Origin of the sequence: Aquimarina spongiae (assembly GCF_900141785.1) — a bacterium.
Taxonomy (GTDB): Bacteria; Bacteroidota; Bacteroidia; order Flavobacteriales; family Flavobacteriaceae; genus Aquimarina; species Aquimarina spongiae.
Genome location: NZ_FQYP01000004.1, coordinates 316,077 through 334,553, shown reverse-complemented (window position 1 = coordinate 334,553; position 18,477 = coordinate 316,077). Strand labels below are relative to the sequence as shown.

The window sequence follows — 18,477 nt, the reverse complement described above, 5'->3', positions numbered from 1 at the left end:
TACAAAGGATTAGTTTTTGGTTAGGTATAAATAAGCATCTTCTAGAGTGGCTTTTTGAGGTCTCGAATTGCTCATTGCCGTATCTGAAATGTACCGAATAGTGGTCTTGCCCTTATAGCGTGCAGTACTTAATGTTGTTACCTGATTCTTAAATTCTGATACAGCTTCATCTTCAATTTTGATTTCGAATACTTTACCTTCTACATGATCTATAATATCCTGTCTATTTCCTTGGGTGATCAAAGTGCCATTTTTCATGATGGCAACAGTATCAGCAATCATATCGATATCTGATACGATATGAGAAGATAATATTACAATACTCTGACTCGCTAAGTCTGAAATAAGATTTCTAAATCGAACCCGTTCTTCGGGATCCAAACCTACAGTGGGTTCATCAAAAATGATGATTTTGGGATTATTGAGCAGTGTCTGTGCAATTCCTACTCGTTGTTTCATTCCTCCAGAATAACTGCCTATTGGTTTTGATGCCGCATCGATTAAGTTAAGTCCTTCTAACAGCTTTTCGATTCTGTCTTTCAGTCCGCTTCCCCCAACTCCTTTGATAGCTGCTATGTATTGCAAAAACTCAAAAGCATTCAAATTAGGATACACTCCAAAATCCTGCGGTAAAAAACCTAATTGTTCCCGCATATAGTTTGCATCCTTTACAATATTATTTTTATTCAGCAGAATGATTCCTTCGGTAGGCTTGTTTACGGTAGCGATCATTTTCATCAATGTAGATTTTCCAGCACCATTGGGCCCTAATAGACCCAAAATTCCTTTTTCTACTGTTAATGAAAAATTCTGTACTCCATATTTTTTTCTGGTATATCGTTTTGAGACATTATTGATTTCTAGCTTCATCTTTATTTGCTTTTACGGTTAAAGAATATTCTGTTGCCAAAAATCTATGTTGGTCTATATAAATTCAATAAATAATGATGAGTGTATTGACAAAAATGATGAACCTTTTATTACCCTCTTATCATGAAAATCGTATGAGTTGAACCCAAAAACGGGTCTTTTGTCATTAAAAAGTACGTTTTTGGATACCATCTCTTATTTTTAGGTTTTATTTCATCAACATGTCAAAACTAGATTCTTGGATCGATAACAAAATTGTGCAGAACCTTTTTATTTGGTTACTGCTCTTTATCATTCTATTAGCTACTATACAAGCAGATAACAGATGGTTGGCAGCATTGTTTGTAGTGGTACTATTGGCACCTCCGGTATATATCAACAATCTTTATATTCTTCCGTATCTACAAAAAAACCTAAAGAAATGTATTGCTTTATTTTTTGTACATCTCATGATATGGAATACCATTCTTGTTTACATAATGGGAATTGTCAACGATCAGGAGTTCGAATGGAAGATGTGGTTTAATTTTGTAGGGGTTATGATTTTGGCATTATCTTTCTCCTCTACCATCAAACTTGCAAGGGATAGCTTTTATAGAAGACAACAAGAAAAAGATGCGGAATTAAAGTTACTCAAAGCGCAGCTTAATCCTCATTTTTTATTCAATACCTTAAACAACCTGTACGGATTATCAGTAATAAAATCTGAAAAATTACCAGGCTTAATGCTCACACTATCTGACCTTTTGCGCTATAGTCTTTATGATACACAAGAAACTTTTGTTCCGCTAGAAAAGGAAATACAGTATCTGGAAAACTACATTTCTTTAGAGAAAATCAGATTAGAAAGTAGTACAAAAATTCAGTTTGATAGAAGTGGTGATGTTTTTTCTAGGCAGGTTGCCCCTATGCTTTTGATCGTATTTGTAGAAAATGCTTTTAAGCATTTGGATGCTTCCACAAATTCTGAAAGCAATGTTCATATTACTTTATCAGTTTCAGAAACCGAAATGAAATTTACATGCAGTAATACATACACTGATAATCTAGGGAATAAAGAAAATTTGGAAACAGGAAAAAGTGGCATTGGTTTACAAAATGCCAAAAAACGACTAGATTTGATTTACGCAGATAAACATCAACTGAAAATTAGGTCCAATAAAGAAATTTTTGATGTGCAATTAACTTTACAGTTTTGATCATGATGAAATGTATCATAGCAGATGATGAACCCATCGCCAGGCAGATTTTAGAAAATTATATCCAAGAGATTCCGAATCTTGAGCTTATTGCCTCTTGCAAAAATGCTTTTGAAGTTATAGAAGTTTTGCAAAAAGAATCTCCGGATATTCTGTTTCTCGATATTAACATGCCCAAATTATCAGGGTTAAGTCTGCTTAAAACGTTACAACAAAAACCAGCTGTAATTATCACCACGGCATACCCAGAACATGCAGTTATGGGATTTGAACTCTCCGTCACGGATTACTTATTAAAACCTTTTTCTTTAGAACGATTTTTACAAGCTATTTATAAGGTTAAACCCAAACAAGAAGTTGACAAAACGGTGATAAAAGAAGAAAAAGATACTTCGAAAACCATTTTTGTAAAAAGTGATAAAAAGATCATTAAACTAAATACCAATGATATTTCTTATATCGAAGCCTATGGTAATTATATAAAAATTTATACGGATCAAATGATTCTTACCCCCCAAACACTTACCGATTTTATGGCAAAACTGCCGCCATCTTTTTTGAGAATTCATAAGTCTTTTGTGGTCAATTTTGATCAGCTCAAATTTATCGATGGAAATCAATTTGTGTTACAAAATGATAGCAAACTACCTATTGGTAAATCGTATCGAAAAAATGTGATTGACAAAATCGACTATTCATAAATACTGAATAGCAAAAAGCAAGATTTTTAGTAAAAAGAGTGTAATTATTTGCGCTGTTTTGTTATCGAAAATGATATCAAGTTTTTGTGAATACCGTATTTTTTTAGTTAATTTATTGAAAACTAATTAATTAAACACACAAATTATGGAAGAATACTTACCGTTAATCATTCAATTAGTCAGTGGTGCAATAGGAGGAAATATCGCAGGTTCTCTACTCAAAAATGCATCTTTTGGTAGAATTGGAAACTCTGTTTTAGGTATACTAGGAGGTGGTATAGGCGGCTACTTACTGGGGCTTTTAGGTATTGATACCGGTGGTGGTATGGATATCGCCGGGATTTTAGGAAGCATAGCCAGCGGTGGTGTTGGAGGTGGTGTTTTGATGGCTATTATAGGGTTAATCAAAAAGTCTTTTAAGTAATTAAAATAGCATTTAGGAAGTTAACTTATACAGGAACTCAAAATTGTTTGGGTTCCTTTTTTATTAGAATCTATAATAACACTATTTTTGAAAACACATTTCAAAATAGCAACTCATGAAATATCATCCTATAGACAAAAACCTATTCATCAAAAACAGAAAGAATTTTACTGCACAGATGAAACCCAATAGTATAGCTGTATTTAATAGTAACGATATCTACCCGATTAGTGCAGATAGTATGATGCCTTTTGAACAACACCGCGATATTTTTTATCTCAGTGGTGTAGATCAAGAAGAAAGTGTTTTATTGCTCTTTCCTGATGCTCCAAAAGAAAAACATAGAGAGGTATTGTTTCTGAAAGAAACCAGCGAATTGATTGCCATTTGGGAGGGTGAAAAATTAACCAAAGAAAAGGCATTCGACGTTTCAGGGATCAAAACCGTATACTGGCTTTCAGATCTTGAAAAAGTCTTTTTCGAAATCATGACGCAATGCGACACGGTATATGTAAACACTAATGAGCATTACCGATCTCATGTAGAAACCGAAACACGAGAAGATCGATTTACCAAGTGGTGGAAAAACAAATATCCCGCACACTCGGTTGCCAAGAGTAATCCTATCCTACAACGCCTACGTTCTGTAAAAGATCAGGTAGAGTTAGACTTGATGCAAATCGCATGTAATATCACCGAAAAAGGGTTTAGAAGGCTATTAGATTTTGTAAAACCTGATGTATGGGAATATAATATTGAAGCCGAGCTTTTACACGAGTTCATTAATAATAGATCCAAAGGTTTTGCTTACACTCCGATCATTGCCAGTGGGTCTAATGCCAACGTACTTCATTATATCGAAAATAACCAACAGTGTAAAGCGGGTGATCTTATCTTGATGGATGTTGCCGCGGAGTATGCGAATTACTCTAGTGATCTCTCCAGAACCATCCCTGTTTCAGGAACCTATACCAAAAGACAACGTGAAGTGTACGATGCTGTGTTGAGAGTAAAAAACGATGCTACCAAAATGCTAGTTCCTGGTACTATTTGGGCAGACTATCATGTTGAGGTAGGTAAACTAATGACTTCAGAATTATTAGGTCTAGGTCTATTGGATAAAGCGGATGTACAAAATGAAGATCCAGACTGGCCAGCTTACAAAAAATACTTCATGCATGGAACTTCTCATCATATCGGTTTGGATACGCATGATTACGGAATCTTAACCGAACCCATGCAAGCCAACATGGTATTTACCGTAGAGCCAGGGATTTATATTCCTGATGAAGGGTTTGGAATTCGACTAGAAGATGATGTAGTGATTCAAGAAAAGGGAGCCCCTTTTAATCTAATGGCCAACATCCCAATCGAAGCTGAAGAAATTGAAGAGCTTATGAATAAATCATAGAGTTAACCGAATGTTCTTTTAACTTTAATCTATTGATTTTTAGACTTCATGGAATAATTTTTGATATACTATTTTTTAACTAACATAGCTTTTTCCTTCTCCAATTGCGAGTACAACATCACGTTTGAAAACCCCAAGGAGTTAGATATGTTTTTGGTTCACCTTATCAAAAAATAGTATATCAAAATTTAAACTCATGCTGAAATTAAAAGATGTAATTACCGAACTGAAGGTAATAACTACACTGTTACTGTTTCCATTGGTATGCAATGCACAACAGACCAACAACATAGATTTTACGGATACCACTAGTTTTCCAGATGGAAAACTAGGTCAAGTAGTAGAAGAACTCATTGATGTTTTTAATGCAAACAATGCTGATAGAATAGGTCAATTTGTATCAAAACATGACAGCAAAGAAATCCTCAAAAAATTCTCTTTAGAAGATTTCCAGGGATACCTATTAGATAATGTGAGAAAAACAGGAGGGGTTAATTTCCATAGTACAAGAACCTATACCCCCTCACTTTCGGATAAAACAGTAATCATTGTAAAAGGTAACAATTTTGATTTTTGGTACGCTTTTAGCCTAAGCTTTACTAATAAAACAGACTATGTGCTAGATCGTTTATGGTTTTCTTCTGTAGATGCTCCTTCAGACATTCTAGAGCCAACAATTTCTGAGACAGAACTCATAGAAAAAACCTCAGCACTACTTGGTAGGCTATCTAAAAACGATTTTTTCTCAGGAGCCGTATTAGTAGCCAAAAAGGATAAGGTTCTATTTGAAAAAGCATATGGTGAAGCCTCAAAAAGGTTTCATGCAGCAAACACTTTAAACACAAAGTTCAATCTTGGTTCTATGAACAAAATGTTTACAGCGATTGCAATTATGCAGCTTGTTGAAAAGAACAAAATAGCTCTAGACGATGTTGTAAGCAATTATATAGACCAGGATTGGCTGCCAAAAGAAATTACAGATAAAATTACAGTTCATCATCTATTATCTCATACTAGTGGATTAGGTAGTTACTTTAATAAAACTTATCGTAATTCATCTCGTGAGTTGTTTAGATCTTTAGACGATTTTAAACCTTTGGTTAAAGACAATACTCTTGTCTTTCCGCCTGGGGAAAAGTATAAATACAGTAATACTGGTATGTTACTTTTAGGCGTAATTATCGAAAAATCCACAGGTCAGGATTATTTTGAATACATCAGGGAAAATATTTATAAACCCGCAAAAATGATCAATTCTGATGCTTTTGAAATGGATCAACCTGTAGAAAATTTGGCTATAGGATATATTCCTAGTTCAAAAAACCCTCTGGGTTGGGAAAACAACATCTACAAACATGTAATCAAAGGCGGTCCAGCTGGTGGTGGTTTTTCTACAGTTAAAGATTTGCATCTTTTTGCCTTGGCGCTAAAGAATGAGAAGTTAGTTTCAAAATCTTCATTAGAATTGCTTTGGACGGATCATGCAAAAGCAGGATATGGATATGGTTTTACTCTTAAATCCGGCAATACGGGAAAAGTAGTAGGTCATGGTGGTGGATTTCCCGGGCTTAATTCTCAACTGGATATATTCTTAGATAATGGATATATAGTGACTGTAATGTCTAACTATGATAGGGGAGCAGGTCCAGTGGCTAAAAAAATTTACGATTGGATCGAAAATTTGCAAAACTGATACCATTTTAGACTTCGAGTAGAATATTTTATCCTATTCATTCGTTACCAATAAAAAACTCTCTTTTATCTTATGCAACGAATGAAGATTACAGCAGGTCACCAACAGGCTATGCCCTATCTGGTGGTTAAAAAAGCCGAAGATTTTATTGATTTCATTCGTAAAATATTCAATGCTCAAGAAATGATCAGAAGCACAGATGCGCAACACCGTATTCAGCACTCTGAGATTAAAATCGGTGACAGCACTATTCTTCTTTCAGAAGCTTCGGCAGACTATCCTGCCCAACCTGGATCCATGTATGTGTATGTTCGCGATACCGATCAAACGTATTACAACGCCTTAGATTCCGGAGCCGTCTCGCTTATGCAACCTATGGATGAGGATAGCGGAGCAAGAGGCGCCGGTTTTAAAGACCCTTTTGGAAATACGTGGTGGATCGCCACATTGTATTAATTACATCCTAAATCTGATCTCGATTGCTCATCGTTATTAGGAAAACATAATCCTGAATTTATTGTTTCCGGAACATAGCGAGTTAAATTGGGATCCCGTAAACTGTTTTCGATAAAAACAGTAAGATCATCAATCTCCTGATCTGTTAAATCTGTTGTGCCAAATTGCGTTGCTAGATTCTCTGCAGGAACTTCGTTGGATTGTGGTACCCCATCGTTTTTGTATCGAACTACTTCTTTTACCGAAGTAAAAGTAGATCCATGACCATAAAATCCGTTATCTGCAATATTGTATAACGTCGGTGTTTTAAACTTATAATCATCATCTGGATTTTTGGTGAATCCTCCTCTTCCTTTTTTTACATTTTGAAAACCGTTTTCATCCAAAACAATGGCGGTATTCGAATTATCAAAGTCGCCCATTCCAAAGGCATAAAATCCTTTATCGTTTAATGCAGGACCTGTATGACATTCATAACATTTTCCGTTACCAAAAAAAGCAATAGCTCCCCTTTTCTCGGCATCAGTCATTGCATCGCTTTGTCCTTTCAGCCATTCCTGCCAAGGTGCTTGATTCGCCAATAACGTTCTTTCGTAAGCTGCCATAGCCAAAGCTGCGTTCAAGGTAGTATACCGATCACCTTCGGCTATATCACCAAAAGCTGCATCAAACATTGCTTTATATCCTGTTTCATTTACAAAGTCTTCGTCTACCAATAATCGATGAACACCTTGTCCCTTGATTGCTTGTACTTCGACTCCCTGAAGTCCCAGAAAGTTTTCCTGAATATTTTCCCAATTGGCTTCGGTTCCCTGATTGGTTCCTGTACCTCCAAATTGTCCATTCCAAAGCATCACATCCTGGTAGGCTACATTGAGTATAGTAGGGGATCGAAGTGGTTGGATGTCTACAGAATCTACAGGTACATTTTGGTTAATAGTTCTTTCTTCTCCGTGAATACCAAAACCTACTCCGCATTCTCCGATTCCTTGTCGTACCCCTGCACTAAATCCAGCTCCAACCTGATGGCAAGAGGCACAAGAATAGGTCCCTCTCATTTCTTCTATTTTAGGGTTTCTACCTAAGGCCGTTTCATGTAATAGTAGTTTTCCTAAATCAACTTTGGCTTTGGTAATCAGATTTTTGGGATCCTGTGGAATGTTGGTGTAATCATCACTTTCTGGAAGCATGAAATACGAAAGCCCTTTTCCCTCTGAGGCTTCGGTAAGCAATGTTTTTAATTGATCGTCTAAATTGGATTCGATAGGTACATAATTGTCGTCATTACCGCAAGAAACTATTAGGCATAATAGACTTGCAGCTAGAAATAGTCTTTTCATAAGATAAATCTATGCTTTTAAAGGTTTATTTATTGAAATGTGGTTGTTTTCCTAGCCGCGAATGTACTAAAAAACGAATAATGGAAAAAGGGGAAATTACCCTTAAAAACAATTATGTTATGACTTTCTTTTTACTAATGAAAATAGGTTGATTATAATCCAGGTAACAACAGCTGGAAGCAACCAAGCAAGGCTATACTTTCCAAGAGGAAGCGCCTCTAACAAAGGTTGTACAGATGCTCCCATACCTATGGATGCCAAAAAATCAGGAATACTAAAAATAATGGTAACAATAACCACTATTTTGAAAGTGAGATCTGAAGTGAAATTGTCGGGTATGGCATTAAGCAGAATTAACACAATAGTAATTGGATAGATAAGCATCAAAGCAGGCACTGCAACATCAATAATATAATGTACATCAAACTGCCCCATTACCACTCCCAGAATACATCCTACAATAGCAGTGATCACATATGCTTTTTTGGATTCCCCCAAAATGCCTTTCATAAAATCGGCTGTACCCGTAACAATACCAACAGCAGTTGTAAAACAAGCCAAACCAACCAAAACACTTAAGCAGGATCTACCAATATTACCCAAGGTTTTTAAACTTAATTCGGAAAGCAAACCGATTCGGGAAATGTTCGGGTCCACTTCAGCACCAAAAAGAGCTCCATTATAGATCATCCCTGCATAAATGATAAAGAGACCAAAACCGGCAACAATTCCAGAACTAATGATTAGGCTGCGTATCCTTTCAAAATTCTCCTCTCCTTTGATTTTGAGTGAAATAATAATCACTCCACCGACAACTACCGCCCCAATAGCATCAAATGTTTGATAGCCTTCTAATAATCCTGTAACTACTGGTGTCTCAAAAGTTGAAGGATTCAGAGTTGGATCTAAAGTTCCAAAAACACCTAGTGCTACAATAGATAGTATTACAATAAATAATATCGGAGATAAGAATTTCCCCAGTAGGCTTAATATTTTTGATCGATTGAGTACAAATAGGAGTACCAGTGCGAAATAAATTCCGCTAGTGAGCCAAGCACTGGTACCAAAAAATGGTTGAATGGCCATTTCGTGAGTTACTGATGCTGTTCTGGGAGAAGGTAAAGTAATCGAAATCAAATACACCAAAACACAATATACAAGACTAAATCCCGGAGAAACCCTTTTGGCAAAATCAAGCATTGTTCCTTGTAATCGAGCATGAGCTACGATACCTAATATAGGGATAAGCACTGCAGAAATAACAAAACCCAAAGTAACCATCGACCAGGATTCTCCGGCTTTAAGTCCTAACAGTGGGGGTAGCATTAGATTTCCCGCACCAAAAAACATAGAAAAAAGAGCAAATCCTGCAACGAAAGTTTCTTTATTAAATCGCATTTAATTAGGTTTATGTGCCTAAAAATAAAATTTCAAAATGACTTTGACGTACAAAGGGATCAAAATAAATTATAAGAGCACCGGAAAAGGGAGACCGATTGTTTTTTTGCATGGATTTCTAGAGAATATAACCATGTGGGAAGAAACTATTGCCATACTCGAAAACTCCTATCATTGTATTGCAATTGACTTATTGGGCCATGGGGATACTGAGTCTTTAGGATATATTCATACTATGGAAGAAATGGCATTAGCCGTTAATACCGTATTAGAAGAATTAAAAATAACTGATACTACCCTAATCGGACATTCTATGGGAGGATATGTTTCACTTGCCCTGGTAGAGCTTTTTCCTAATAAGACAATGTCATTAGTACTGCTTAACTCTACATCTTATCCAGACAGTGAAGAACGTAAAATTAGCAGAACCCGAGCCATCGATATTGTTAAAAAAAATCCTAACGCCTATACCAGTATGGCGATCGCTAATCTTTTTGCCGAAAAAAATAGAATTGTCTACGAACCACAGATCAAACGAATAAAAGAACAAGCCTCTAAAACATCATTGCAAGGAATTATTTCGGCATTAGAAGGCATGAAAATTAGAAAAGATCGATCTAATGTCCTTAAAGAATTTTATGGTTCTAAAGTAATTTTTGCTGGAGAAAAAGATCCTGTTTTATCATTTTCTCAAAATGGTAAAGAAGCCAATTATGCTAATGTAGATCTCATTTCTTTTGACGGCGGGCATATGACCTATATTGAAAACCAAAAGGAGTTTATGACTGCTTTACAAAATCATCTACAGAACCCTACATAAGTAACGGCTTAGTTCCAAAGTTATCAGATGAAATACATTTTTTTTAGCCAAAAAACCTATTTTTTGGCTTTTTTTAGTTAAAAAACAACATCTAAAGACAATTTTTTCTTACAAAATTTAGTTTATGTCAAAAAAAATATTATTATTGTATTGATAATGAACCTATAACGCCCTTCTATGCACTTATAACCCCTAGAAAATATGAAAAAGTCTACCCCTAATTCTACGTTCTCCTTTTCCAAAATTTACTGTTCCCTGTTTGGTCATGATTACGTTCTTTCTAAACATGTTACCCATCATATAAAAGAATATACTTGTTCGCATTGCGGAGAGCAAGCAACAACAAATAGCAGAGGTCGTTTGGAGGTGTTAACTCCAAAATTAAAAGAGATCAATAATGCTCTAGAACAAGTGCATGCTAAAAAAGCGGCCAGGAAAGAAACAAAAACTACTCCTTTTCAAGCAGCATCATAATATTTGCTATCCTTCTTTTTTTATAGGATTCCACCCTTGAGCTTGTATCTCTATTTTCTCATTAGCTCGAGTAACCAATCCCATTCCGTCATTCTTATCAGTCATGTGCCCGATCACAGTTAAATTGGGATTTGCTTTTATTTTTGGATAATCCTCTTGTTTTATCGTGAATAACAATTCATAGTCCTCACCACCGTTGAGCGCTACTGTAGTACTGTTTAAATTAAACTCTTCACAAATTGAGATTACTGCCGGGTCCAAAGGTATTTTTTCTTCGTAAAGATGTACTCCTACTTCAGACTTTGTACACAGGTGTATCGTTTCAGAAGACAAACCATCACTAATATCGATCATACTTGTTGGTTGTACTTCAAGTGCTTTAAGCAATTCCGGGATATCTTTACGAGCCTCAGGTTTAAGTTGTCTTTCGATTAAGTAGGTATATTGATCCAAGTCTGGCTGTGCATTTGGGTTTACATTAAAAACCTGCTTTTCTCTTTCCAAAACTTGAAGCCCCATATACGCAGCACCCAAATCTCCAGATACGACCAAGAGGTCGTTGTTTTTTGCTCCGCTTCTATAGGTAATTTCTTCTTGCTTGGCATATCCCAGTGCAGTGATGCTTATAATTAGGCCCGAAGTAGAAGAAGTAGTATCTCCACCAATCACATCTACGTTATATAAGTTGGCCGCTGTTTGAATACCTGCATATAATTCTTCCAATGCTTCTAGCGGAAATCTATTAGATACAGCAATGGATACCGTGATCTGACTTGCTGTAGCATTCATCGCGTAAATGTCTGAAAGATTAACCATCACCGATTTATACCCCAGATGCTTTAAAGGAACGTAAGAAAGGTCAAAGTGTACTCCCTCAATTAGCAAATCTGTACTGATCACACATTTTTGGTCTCCAAAATCCAAGATCGCTGCATCATCTCCTATACCTACATCTGTTGTAGGTTGTTTGATCTCAAAATTCTTTGTGAGATGATCTATTAAACCAAATTCACCCAGTTCAGACAAAGGAGTTCTAGCGCTATTTTTATCTTCTATCATGCTGCAAAGGTAGCCAACATTGTGATTCTATCTCATAAAAAAATCCCGAAAAATCGGGATTTTTAATATTTGCAATTTGAATTTATAAACATTCTCTTTCATAGTTCTCTGCATCGATATCCTCTACAGGAGCTACACCTTCTGTAAATGGAGTATCTGAAATTATGGCTAAGGTGTAAGTACCTTCAACTCCTGCACTTAATCCCCAATCTCTTGCAACAGACAAATTGTATGTACCAGCTTCTGAAACAGTAATGTTTGTTATGGAAACGTCTTCATCCTGACCTGTACATCCATAATAAGTAAGATTTCCTTCATTTAATAAATTAGGTCCTCCAAACTGTCCAAATTCTGCAGATAAATCAAGAGATACTACCGACATTCCTGTTACACCTTCTATACTAATCGATATTTTAGAATCTTTTCTGAATTCAAACTGATAAACATCCTCACAATTTTCACCTAGTTCACAATTCCATTGTCCTTCTATTTCAAAAGAAGTTACTCCAACTACTTCTGGAGTAGCATCATCATCATTTGAACAGCTCGCAAAAGTTATTCCTGCAATGATTAAAATGGTTTTTAAAATTTGATTTTTCATGACTTTACTATTTTGTTTTTTTATACTTTATTCTTCTTTTTATTGACAGTTAGATTTCCAGGCATTATCATAGCTATCCCTCAAAGTACTCCCCAAGGTGGTATTATTACCATTCGTTAATAACACAGCCTCAACACCATTTGGAAAAATCATGATTCGTGATCGCAATGCTCTACTACAACAATCATCTGCACCTCTTAATCCTCCTTTTGAGAGATACTTGCCATAGGCTCCATCTATGGATTCAGTCAATCCTAACTCTGAATTCAGAATACTTTCTCTTTGTTTCTTAGAAATAATAGTTTCGCTTTGATCGTGTTTAAAAAAGGCTAAGATTTTTGCCAGATCCATCGAAGACAATAACAGTCCGCCGGATCCTCCATTACGGTACGGATTGCTGCTATGTTTCCAACCCAAGGCACCATCAGAAGCATTTTGAAAATCAGGGTTGAATGGCCATTGATATCCCCAAGGATAAATCCCATCATAATAGCTCTCTACTTCGTTTGCAGACGATGGAGGGTTGATATTTAATGGATCAAAGATATTTTCTTTGACATACTCAAAATATTTATCCGTACATGCGGTTGAATACTCATCAGAAGTCTCATCAAGTTCATAAACAATTTGTCCAATCAAAACTCTAATCAACGTAAAGTTTCCGTTTTGATAATCTCCTATACGGTCCATTGCAGGTGTAGCGGATAATGCAGCTAACATTTGAGCTTCGGTAGGCATGATACCAGGAAAAGGATTATCCCCAGGAAAATTGATGGCCGTATTCATTTGTAACAATTTGCGAAATGTCAAATACGCATCAGAATCCACATCAGAATGTGCTGAATCTACCTGAGATTTCCAGGTTTCCGGAAGATAATTAACTACGTTAAACCCCAGGCTTACATTATGCTCCTCCATCGCTTTTAGCAGGGCAACAGTGCCTATAAATTTTGAAACAGAAGCCACATTCATTCGTGTATCTACCGACATGACTACAGGTCCATCGCTATCATTTTCGTGAATGGCAAACCCTTCTGCTTCGGCATGATATAAGTTACCATCTTGATTAATTACGAATTGATAACCCACATTTGGGTTGTCTTCATTATTTAATCTTTCTTGTAGTCCTTCTACAAATGCATCAATATCAAGCTTGGGTGTAGGATCACAAAACTGTTGTGGATCTTCTTTTTCGCATGCGCTGAAAACAAGTACATAGATTAATAAACTAAGTGTATTCTTAATAGAAGCAATAAACGTTTTCTTTAAAATTGAAGTTTCCATGCTTAAAATTTTTAGTGGTTTTTTGTTTTACACCCCTATATCAGATGAGTAAAAATATTGTTACCCTCTTTTAAAAAATTTCTAGCAAAAAATTCAATGTTTGATTCATAAACATTTGTTTTTCAGCCGTTTAATTAAAATGAAAAAAGTTTGGTATCTTTAGTAAAATGATAGTCTCATGAAAAAGTTAAATGGTGTCATCGGCTGTCTCCTTCTTTTACTCATTTTGAGTTGTAGTGGAGATGACGATGCAGGTGCTCCTGTGGACCTCGGTCCAGACCCCGATGCTTCCAACGAATGTATTAATGGTACTGCTGCAGGTTTTTATCCTTGTAACGGTCTTGATTTGGTTTCCTCGATTAATCTGGGAGTCATGGAAGCAGCAAGAGGAAACGATAGCTGGGGATGGACAGACCCTCAAAACGGAAAAGAATATGCCATCATTGGATTGGATAATGGTACCGCATTTATAGATATCTCTACTCCCGAGAATCCAATATATCTAGGAAAACTACCAACGGCAACGGTTAGTAGCAACTGGAGAGATGTAAAGGTATATCAAAATCATGCCTTTGTAGTAAGTGAAGCGCAAGGTCACGGTATGCAGGTTTTTGATCTTACTCGACTTAGAAGTATAACAAACCCTCCACAAAATTTTACTGCCGATACCCGATTTACAGAATTTGGTAGTGCTCATAATATTGTCATTAATGAGGATTCGGGCTATGCCTATCCGGTCGGAGCAAGAAACACCACCGGAACCGCATTGATCTTTGGTGGAGGTCCTATTTTCGTGAATATCCAGGACCCCAAAAACCCTGTTGGAGAAGGTGGATTTACCTCGGTGGGTACGGATCCTTATTCTCATGATGCACAGGTAGTAACGTATAATGGGCCTGACCCTGATTATCAAGGCAGAGAAATATTAATTGGAAGCAATCAGGTAGAGATTGTAATTGCCGATATCACGGACAAAAACAACCCCGTTAATATTTCTAAGATTAGCTATTCTCAGGTAGGATATACTCATCAAGGTTGGTTTACCGAAGATATGCGATATTTTCTTCTTGGGGATGAATTAGACGAAACCAATGCCGGGTTTAATACCCGAACCATTATATTCGATTTTCAGGATTTAGACAATCCCGCATTCCACATGACCTATACCGGCCCAACTAGAGCTATTGATCACAATGGATATGTAAAAGACAATAAATTTTATATGGCAAACTATCAAGCCGGATTACGAGTAATTGACCTTACTGATATTGCCAGCGGAAACCTAACAGAAATAGGGTTTTTCGATTCCTTCCCAACGGCAAACAGTGCAAATTTTAGTGGAGCCTGGAACGTTTATCCTTTTTTTGCTAGTGGAAATATAGTGATCAGTGATATCAATTATGGATTCTTTTTGGTCAAAGAACAATAATGTGCATATGAAAAGAAATATAAAAATTAGCCTGGTGGCTCTTTTAGCTATACTATTGTATAGTTGCTCGAATGATGATGATAACGATAATTCTGATGTCATTAATTTCCAGGGAGAAATTGATTGGATAAAAACCTTTGGTGGATCCGATGAGGAGTCTGCACGTTCTGTTATTGAAACTTCTGATGGAGGATATGCAGTTTTTGGATTTACCAAAAGTACAGATGGAAATATTACCGAGAAAACATTGAACGTAAACGACTATTGGTTATTAAAATTAGATGCCGAAGGTACGCTACAATGGAACAAGACTATTGGAGGAAGTGGAGACGATCAGGGCCAGGAAGTCATTCAAACCCGGGATAATGGTTTTCTCATCACTGGATACAGTATGAGTAGTGATGGTGATGCCAGTAACAACGAAGGTTTTCATGACAATTGGTTTGTAAAATTGGATAGCAGTGGTAATATCGAATGGGAAAAAAGCTATGGTTTTGCAGGGCATGATCATAGTTATGCTATAATTCAAACCCAGGATGGTGGATATTTTAGTGCTGGGTTTTTGGACATTACGGCTTCTGGAGGAGAAGGAGGCTTGACCAAACATGGTGTAGGAGAGTTTTGGGGTCAAAAAATAAATGCACAAGGAGAATTAGAGTGGCGTAACTTTTTTGGCGGCACCAACAATGATAGAAGTTACAGTGTGCTTCAGTCTACAGATGGAGGTTTTGTTATGTTTGGAGCTACAGAGAGTACCGATTTTGATATCACCAGCCATAACGGAAGTTATGATTTTTGGATCGTAAAAATAAATGCATCGGGTGAAATGGTATGGCAGAAAACATATGGCGGTAGCGGAATTGATATTGCATACGAAGCTGTTCTTGCTGCCGACAATTCTTATGTTGTCGTAGGTCAAACCATAAGTAATGATGGTGATGTTACCGATAATCATGGAGATTCTGATTTTTGGGTGATCAAAATAGATGATGATGGAAACTTAATCTGGAAAAAATCCTTTGGAGGATTACAGTTTGATGTGGCAAGATCTATTGATACCACCTTTGATGGTGGGTTTGTCATCTCGGGTGCGTCAAAAAGCAGTAGTGGCGATCTTAGTGCTAACCATGGAGATAACGATTTTTGGGTGATCAAAATAGACAATTCCGGAAACCTGCAATGGGAAAAGAACTTTGGTGGCGCTGGTTTCGATTTTTCGTATGATGTTATTGAAACCTCAACAGGTCACCTTTTGGCAGTTGGAGAAACAAACAGCAATAATCTTGATGAGACCGAAAACAAAGGGCTTCTGGACTTGATGGTGATCAAAATAAAGTAAGGTTGATAAGAACTAAGACATCTTATAACCTATATAAAACCAAATGAATAGATTTTATCAATATAGATATATGTTAGATAAATGTTAGGTTTTATGAATAAAATGCACTTATGTAGTATATTTGCAACTCATTTAGAATTAATCTATTTATAAGAAGATGATTAAGGTATCAGACATAGCAAAAAATAAAGTCATCCAATTGATGAGCGAAGATGGGTACAATGTCACTACTGATTACGTCCGAGTAGGTGTAAAAAGTGGTGGTTGCTCTGGTTTGTCTTATGATCTGAAGTTTGACAAATCACAGCAAGATGAAGATAAAGTTTTTGAAGACAATGGTGTAAAAATCATTGTAGACAAAAAGAGCTTTCTCTACCTTGTAGGGACCACTTTGGAATATTCTGGTGGTTTAAACGGAACTGGCTTTGTATTTAATAACCCCAATGCAACAAGAACTTGTGGCTGTGGAGAGAGTTTTTCTCTTTAATTTGGACATGAAAAAAGTCCTGAATCAAATTTAGGATCAAGAAGATGGCATATACTGAAGACGACTTAAAGAAAGAATTAGAAACCAAGGAATACGAGTACGGATTCTATACAGATATAGAATCTGATACATTCCCTGTTGGTTTGAATGAAGATATTGTTCGAGCAATTTCGAAGAAAAAAGAAGAGCCAGAATGGATGACAGAATGGCGACTGGAAGCTTTCAGAATCTGGGAACAGATGGAAGAACCAGAATGGGCAAACGTAAACTACGAGAAACCTGATTTTCAGAATATCTCTTATTACTCTGCACCTAATAAAAAACCAAAATACAATAGTATTGATGAAGTAGACCCAGAGTTATTGGAAACTTTTGAAAAACTAGGGATTTCTCTAGAAGAGCAAAAGAAATTAGCAGGAGTTGCGGTGGATATCGTGATGGACTCTGTTTCTGTTGCGACTACCTTCAAAGAAACCCTTGCCGAAAAGGGAATTATATTCTGTTCTATTTCTGAAGCGATTCAAGAACATCCAGAATTAGTAAAGAAATATATCGGTAGTGTAGTACCTCAAAAAGATAATTTTTACGCTGCATTAAACTCTGCAGTGTTTAGTGATGGTTCTTTTTGTTACATTCCGAAGGGAGTTCGATGTCCAATGGAGTTGTCTACCTATTTCCGAATAAATCAAGCAGGAACCGGACAGTTTGAAAGAACTCTGGTTATTGCTGACGAAGGTAGTTATGTAAGTTACCTAGAGGGTTGTACTGCTCCTATGCGTGATGAAAATCAACTGCATGCTGCTGTAGTAGAACTTATTGCTTTAGATGACGCCGAGATCAAATATTCTACGGTACAAAACTGGTATCCTGGTAATGCCGAAGGTAAAGGAGGAGTATTCAACTTCGTTACCAAAAGAGGACTTTGCGAGACTAATGCTAAAATCTCATGGACTCAGGTAGAAACTGGATCTGCGGTTACCTGGAAATATCCTTCTTGTGTACTTAAAGGCGATTACTCTGTAGGCGAGTTTTACTCTATTGCTGTGACTAATAATTTTCAGCAAGCCGATACAGGTACCAAAATGATTCATTTGGGTAAGAATACCAAAAGTACTATCATTTCAAAAGGTATTTCTGCCGGAAAATCTCAAAACAGTTATAGAGGACTGGTCCAAATTAATAGTAGAGCTGAGAATGCCCGTAATTTTTCACAATGTGATTCTTTACTTATGGGCAATGAATGTGGTGCTCATACGTTTCCTTATATAGAAGCAAAAAATAAAACTGCTCAAATAGAACATGAAGCTACAACTAGCAAGATTGGAGAAGATCAAATTTTTTACTGTAATCAAAGAGGTATCGATACCGAAAAAGCGATAGCCCTTATCGTAAATGGATTTAGTAAAGAAGTATTGAACAAACTTCCAATGGAATTTGCTGTTGAAGCTCAAAAACTTCTTGAGATTTCTCTTGAAGGTTCTGTAGGATAAAT

The 18,477-nt window shown here is 36.4% G+C and carries 18 protein-coding genes; 12 read left to right on the top strand and 6 right to left on the bottom strand.

The features are described 5' to 3' along the window. Positions 1–9: 9 nt before the first annotated feature. Positions 10–870: an ABC transporter ATP-binding protein gene (locus BUE24_RS11105; protein WP_073316083.1), complete on the bottom strand. Its 861-nt coding sequence runs from the start codon at positions 868–870 to the stop codon at positions 10–12. Between the two features lie 221 nt (positions 871–1,091). Between BUE24_RS11105 and BUE24_RS11100 the strand changes: the two genes are divergently transcribed. From BUE24_RS11100 to BUE24_RS11075, 6 genes are all read left to right on the top strand, one after another. Beyond that, positions 1,092–2,069: a sensor histidine kinase gene (locus BUE24_RS11100; protein ID WP_073316082.1), complete on the top strand. Its 978-nt coding sequence runs from the start codon at positions 1,092–1,094 to the stop codon at positions 2,067–2,069. A gap of 2 nt (positions 2,070–2,071) precedes the next feature. Further along, positions 2,072–2,770: a LytR/AlgR family response regulator transcription factor gene (locus BUE24_RS11095; RefSeq protein ID WP_073316081.1), complete on the top strand. Its 699-nt coding sequence runs from the start codon at positions 2,072–2,074 to the stop codon at positions 2,768–2,770. Between the two features lie 145 nt (positions 2,771–2,915). Further along, entirely contained in the window at positions 2,916–3,194 is a 279-nt protein-coding gene (locus BUE24_RS11090; RefSeq protein WP_073316080.1) for a hypothetical protein, read from the top strand. 115 nt (positions 3,195–3,309) lie between these two features. Then, the gene (locus BUE24_RS11085) at positions 3,310–4,605 is read left to right on the top strand and encodes an aminopeptidase P family protein (protein WP_073316079.1); all 1,296 of its coding nucleotides are present in this window, start codon (positions 3,310–3,312) and stop codon (positions 4,603–4,605) included. Between the two features lie 196 nt (positions 4,606–4,801). After that, positions 4,802–6,298, top strand: coding sequence for a serine hydrolase domain-containing protein (locus BUE24_RS11080; RefSeq protein ID WP_073316078.1), 1,497 nt, complete (start codon positions 4,802–4,804; stop codon positions 6,296–6,298). Between the two features lie 72 nt (positions 6,299–6,370). After that, positions 6,371–6,754, top strand: a complete 384-nt coding sequence (locus BUE24_RS11075; protein ID WP_073316077.1) for a VOC family protein — start codon at positions 6,371–6,373, stop codon at positions 6,752–6,754. Here BUE24_RS11075 and BUE24_RS11070 read toward each other — a convergent pair. Together BUE24_RS11070 and brnQ are read right to left on the bottom strand one after the other, a co-directional pair. Continuing rightward, complete coding sequence (locus BUE24_RS11070) at positions 6,751–8,094, bottom strand: cytochrome-c peroxidase (protein WP_073316076.1); 1,344 nt, start codon at positions 8,092–8,094, stop codon at positions 6,751–6,753. The two genes, BUE24_RS11075 and BUE24_RS11070, sit on opposite strands and share 4 nt — an antisense overlap. Positions 8,095–8,211: 117 nt before the next feature. Continuing rightward, the gene (gene brnQ / locus BUE24_RS11065; protein ID WP_073316075.1) at positions 8,212–9,492 is read right to left on the bottom strand and encodes a branched-chain amino acid transport system II carrier protein; all 1,281 of its coding nucleotides are present in this window, start codon (positions 9,490–9,492) and stop codon (positions 8,212–8,214) included. A gap of 37 nt (positions 9,493–9,529) precedes the next feature. Here brnQ and BUE24_RS11060 point away from each other — a divergent pair, with 37 nt between their 5' ends. Both BUE24_RS11060 and BUE24_RS11055 read left to right on the top strand, forming a co-directional pair. Next, complete coding sequence (locus tag BUE24_RS11060) at positions 9,530–10,312, top strand: alpha/beta fold hydrolase (RefSeq protein ID WP_073316074.1); 783 nt, start codon at positions 9,530–9,532, stop codon at positions 10,310–10,312. Between the two features lie 201 nt (positions 10,313–10,513). Beyond that, the gene (locus BUE24_RS11055; RefSeq protein WP_073316073.1) at positions 10,514–10,786 is read left to right on the top strand and encodes a hypothetical protein; all 273 of its coding nucleotides are present in this window, start codon (positions 10,514–10,516) and stop codon (positions 10,784–10,786) included. 6 nt (positions 10,787–10,792) lie between these two features. On the opposite strand, the gene thiL is transcribed toward BUE24_RS11055, so the two are convergent. From thiL to BUE24_RS11040, 3 genes are all read right to left on the bottom strand, one after another. Next, the gene (gene thiL / locus BUE24_RS11050; protein ID WP_073316072.1) at positions 10,793–11,845 is read right to left on the bottom strand and encodes a thiamine-phosphate kinase; all 1,053 of its coding nucleotides are present in this window, start codon (positions 11,843–11,845) and stop codon (positions 10,793–10,795) included. 82 nt (positions 11,846–11,927) lie between these two features. Continuing rightward, the gene (locus BUE24_RS11045) at positions 11,928–12,446 is read right to left on the bottom strand and encodes a PPC domain-containing protein (protein WP_073316071.1); all 519 of its coding nucleotides are present in this window, start codon (positions 12,444–12,446) and stop codon (positions 11,928–11,930) included. A 39-nt stretch (positions 12,447–12,485) separates the two neighbouring features. Further along, positions 12,486–13,730: a serine hydrolase domain-containing protein gene (locus BUE24_RS11040; RefSeq protein ID WP_073316070.1), complete on the bottom strand. Its 1,245-nt coding sequence runs from the start codon at positions 13,728–13,730 to the stop codon at positions 12,486–12,488. Positions 13,731–13,908: 178 nt separating this feature from the next. On the opposite strand from BUE24_RS11040, the gene BUE24_RS11035 reads away from it, so the two are divergent. From BUE24_RS11035 to sufB, 4 genes are all read left to right on the top strand, one after another. Continuing rightward, positions 13,909–15,159, top strand: coding sequence for a choice-of-anchor B family protein (locus BUE24_RS11035; RefSeq protein ID WP_073316069.1), 1,251 nt, complete (start codon positions 13,909–13,911; stop codon positions 15,157–15,159). Between the two features lie 7 nt (positions 15,160–15,166). Next, positions 15,167–16,498 carry a hypothetical protein gene (locus tag BUE24_RS11030; protein WP_073316212.1) on the top strand — a complete coding sequence of 444 codons (1,332 nt, stop codon included), beginning with the start codon at positions 15,167–15,169 and terminating at the stop codon, positions 16,496–16,498. A gap of 157 nt (positions 16,499–16,655) precedes the next feature. After that, positions 16,656–16,985, top strand: a complete 330-nt coding sequence (locus tag BUE24_RS11025; RefSeq protein ID WP_073316068.1) for a HesB/IscA family protein — start codon at positions 16,656–16,658, stop codon at positions 16,983–16,985. Between the two features lie 44 nt (positions 16,986–17,029). Next, entirely contained in the window at positions 17,030–18,475 is a 1,446-nt protein-coding gene (gene sufB, locus BUE24_RS11020; protein ID WP_073316067.1) for a Fe-S cluster assembly protein SufB, read from the top strand. Positions 18,476–18,477 lie beyond the last annotated feature (2 nt).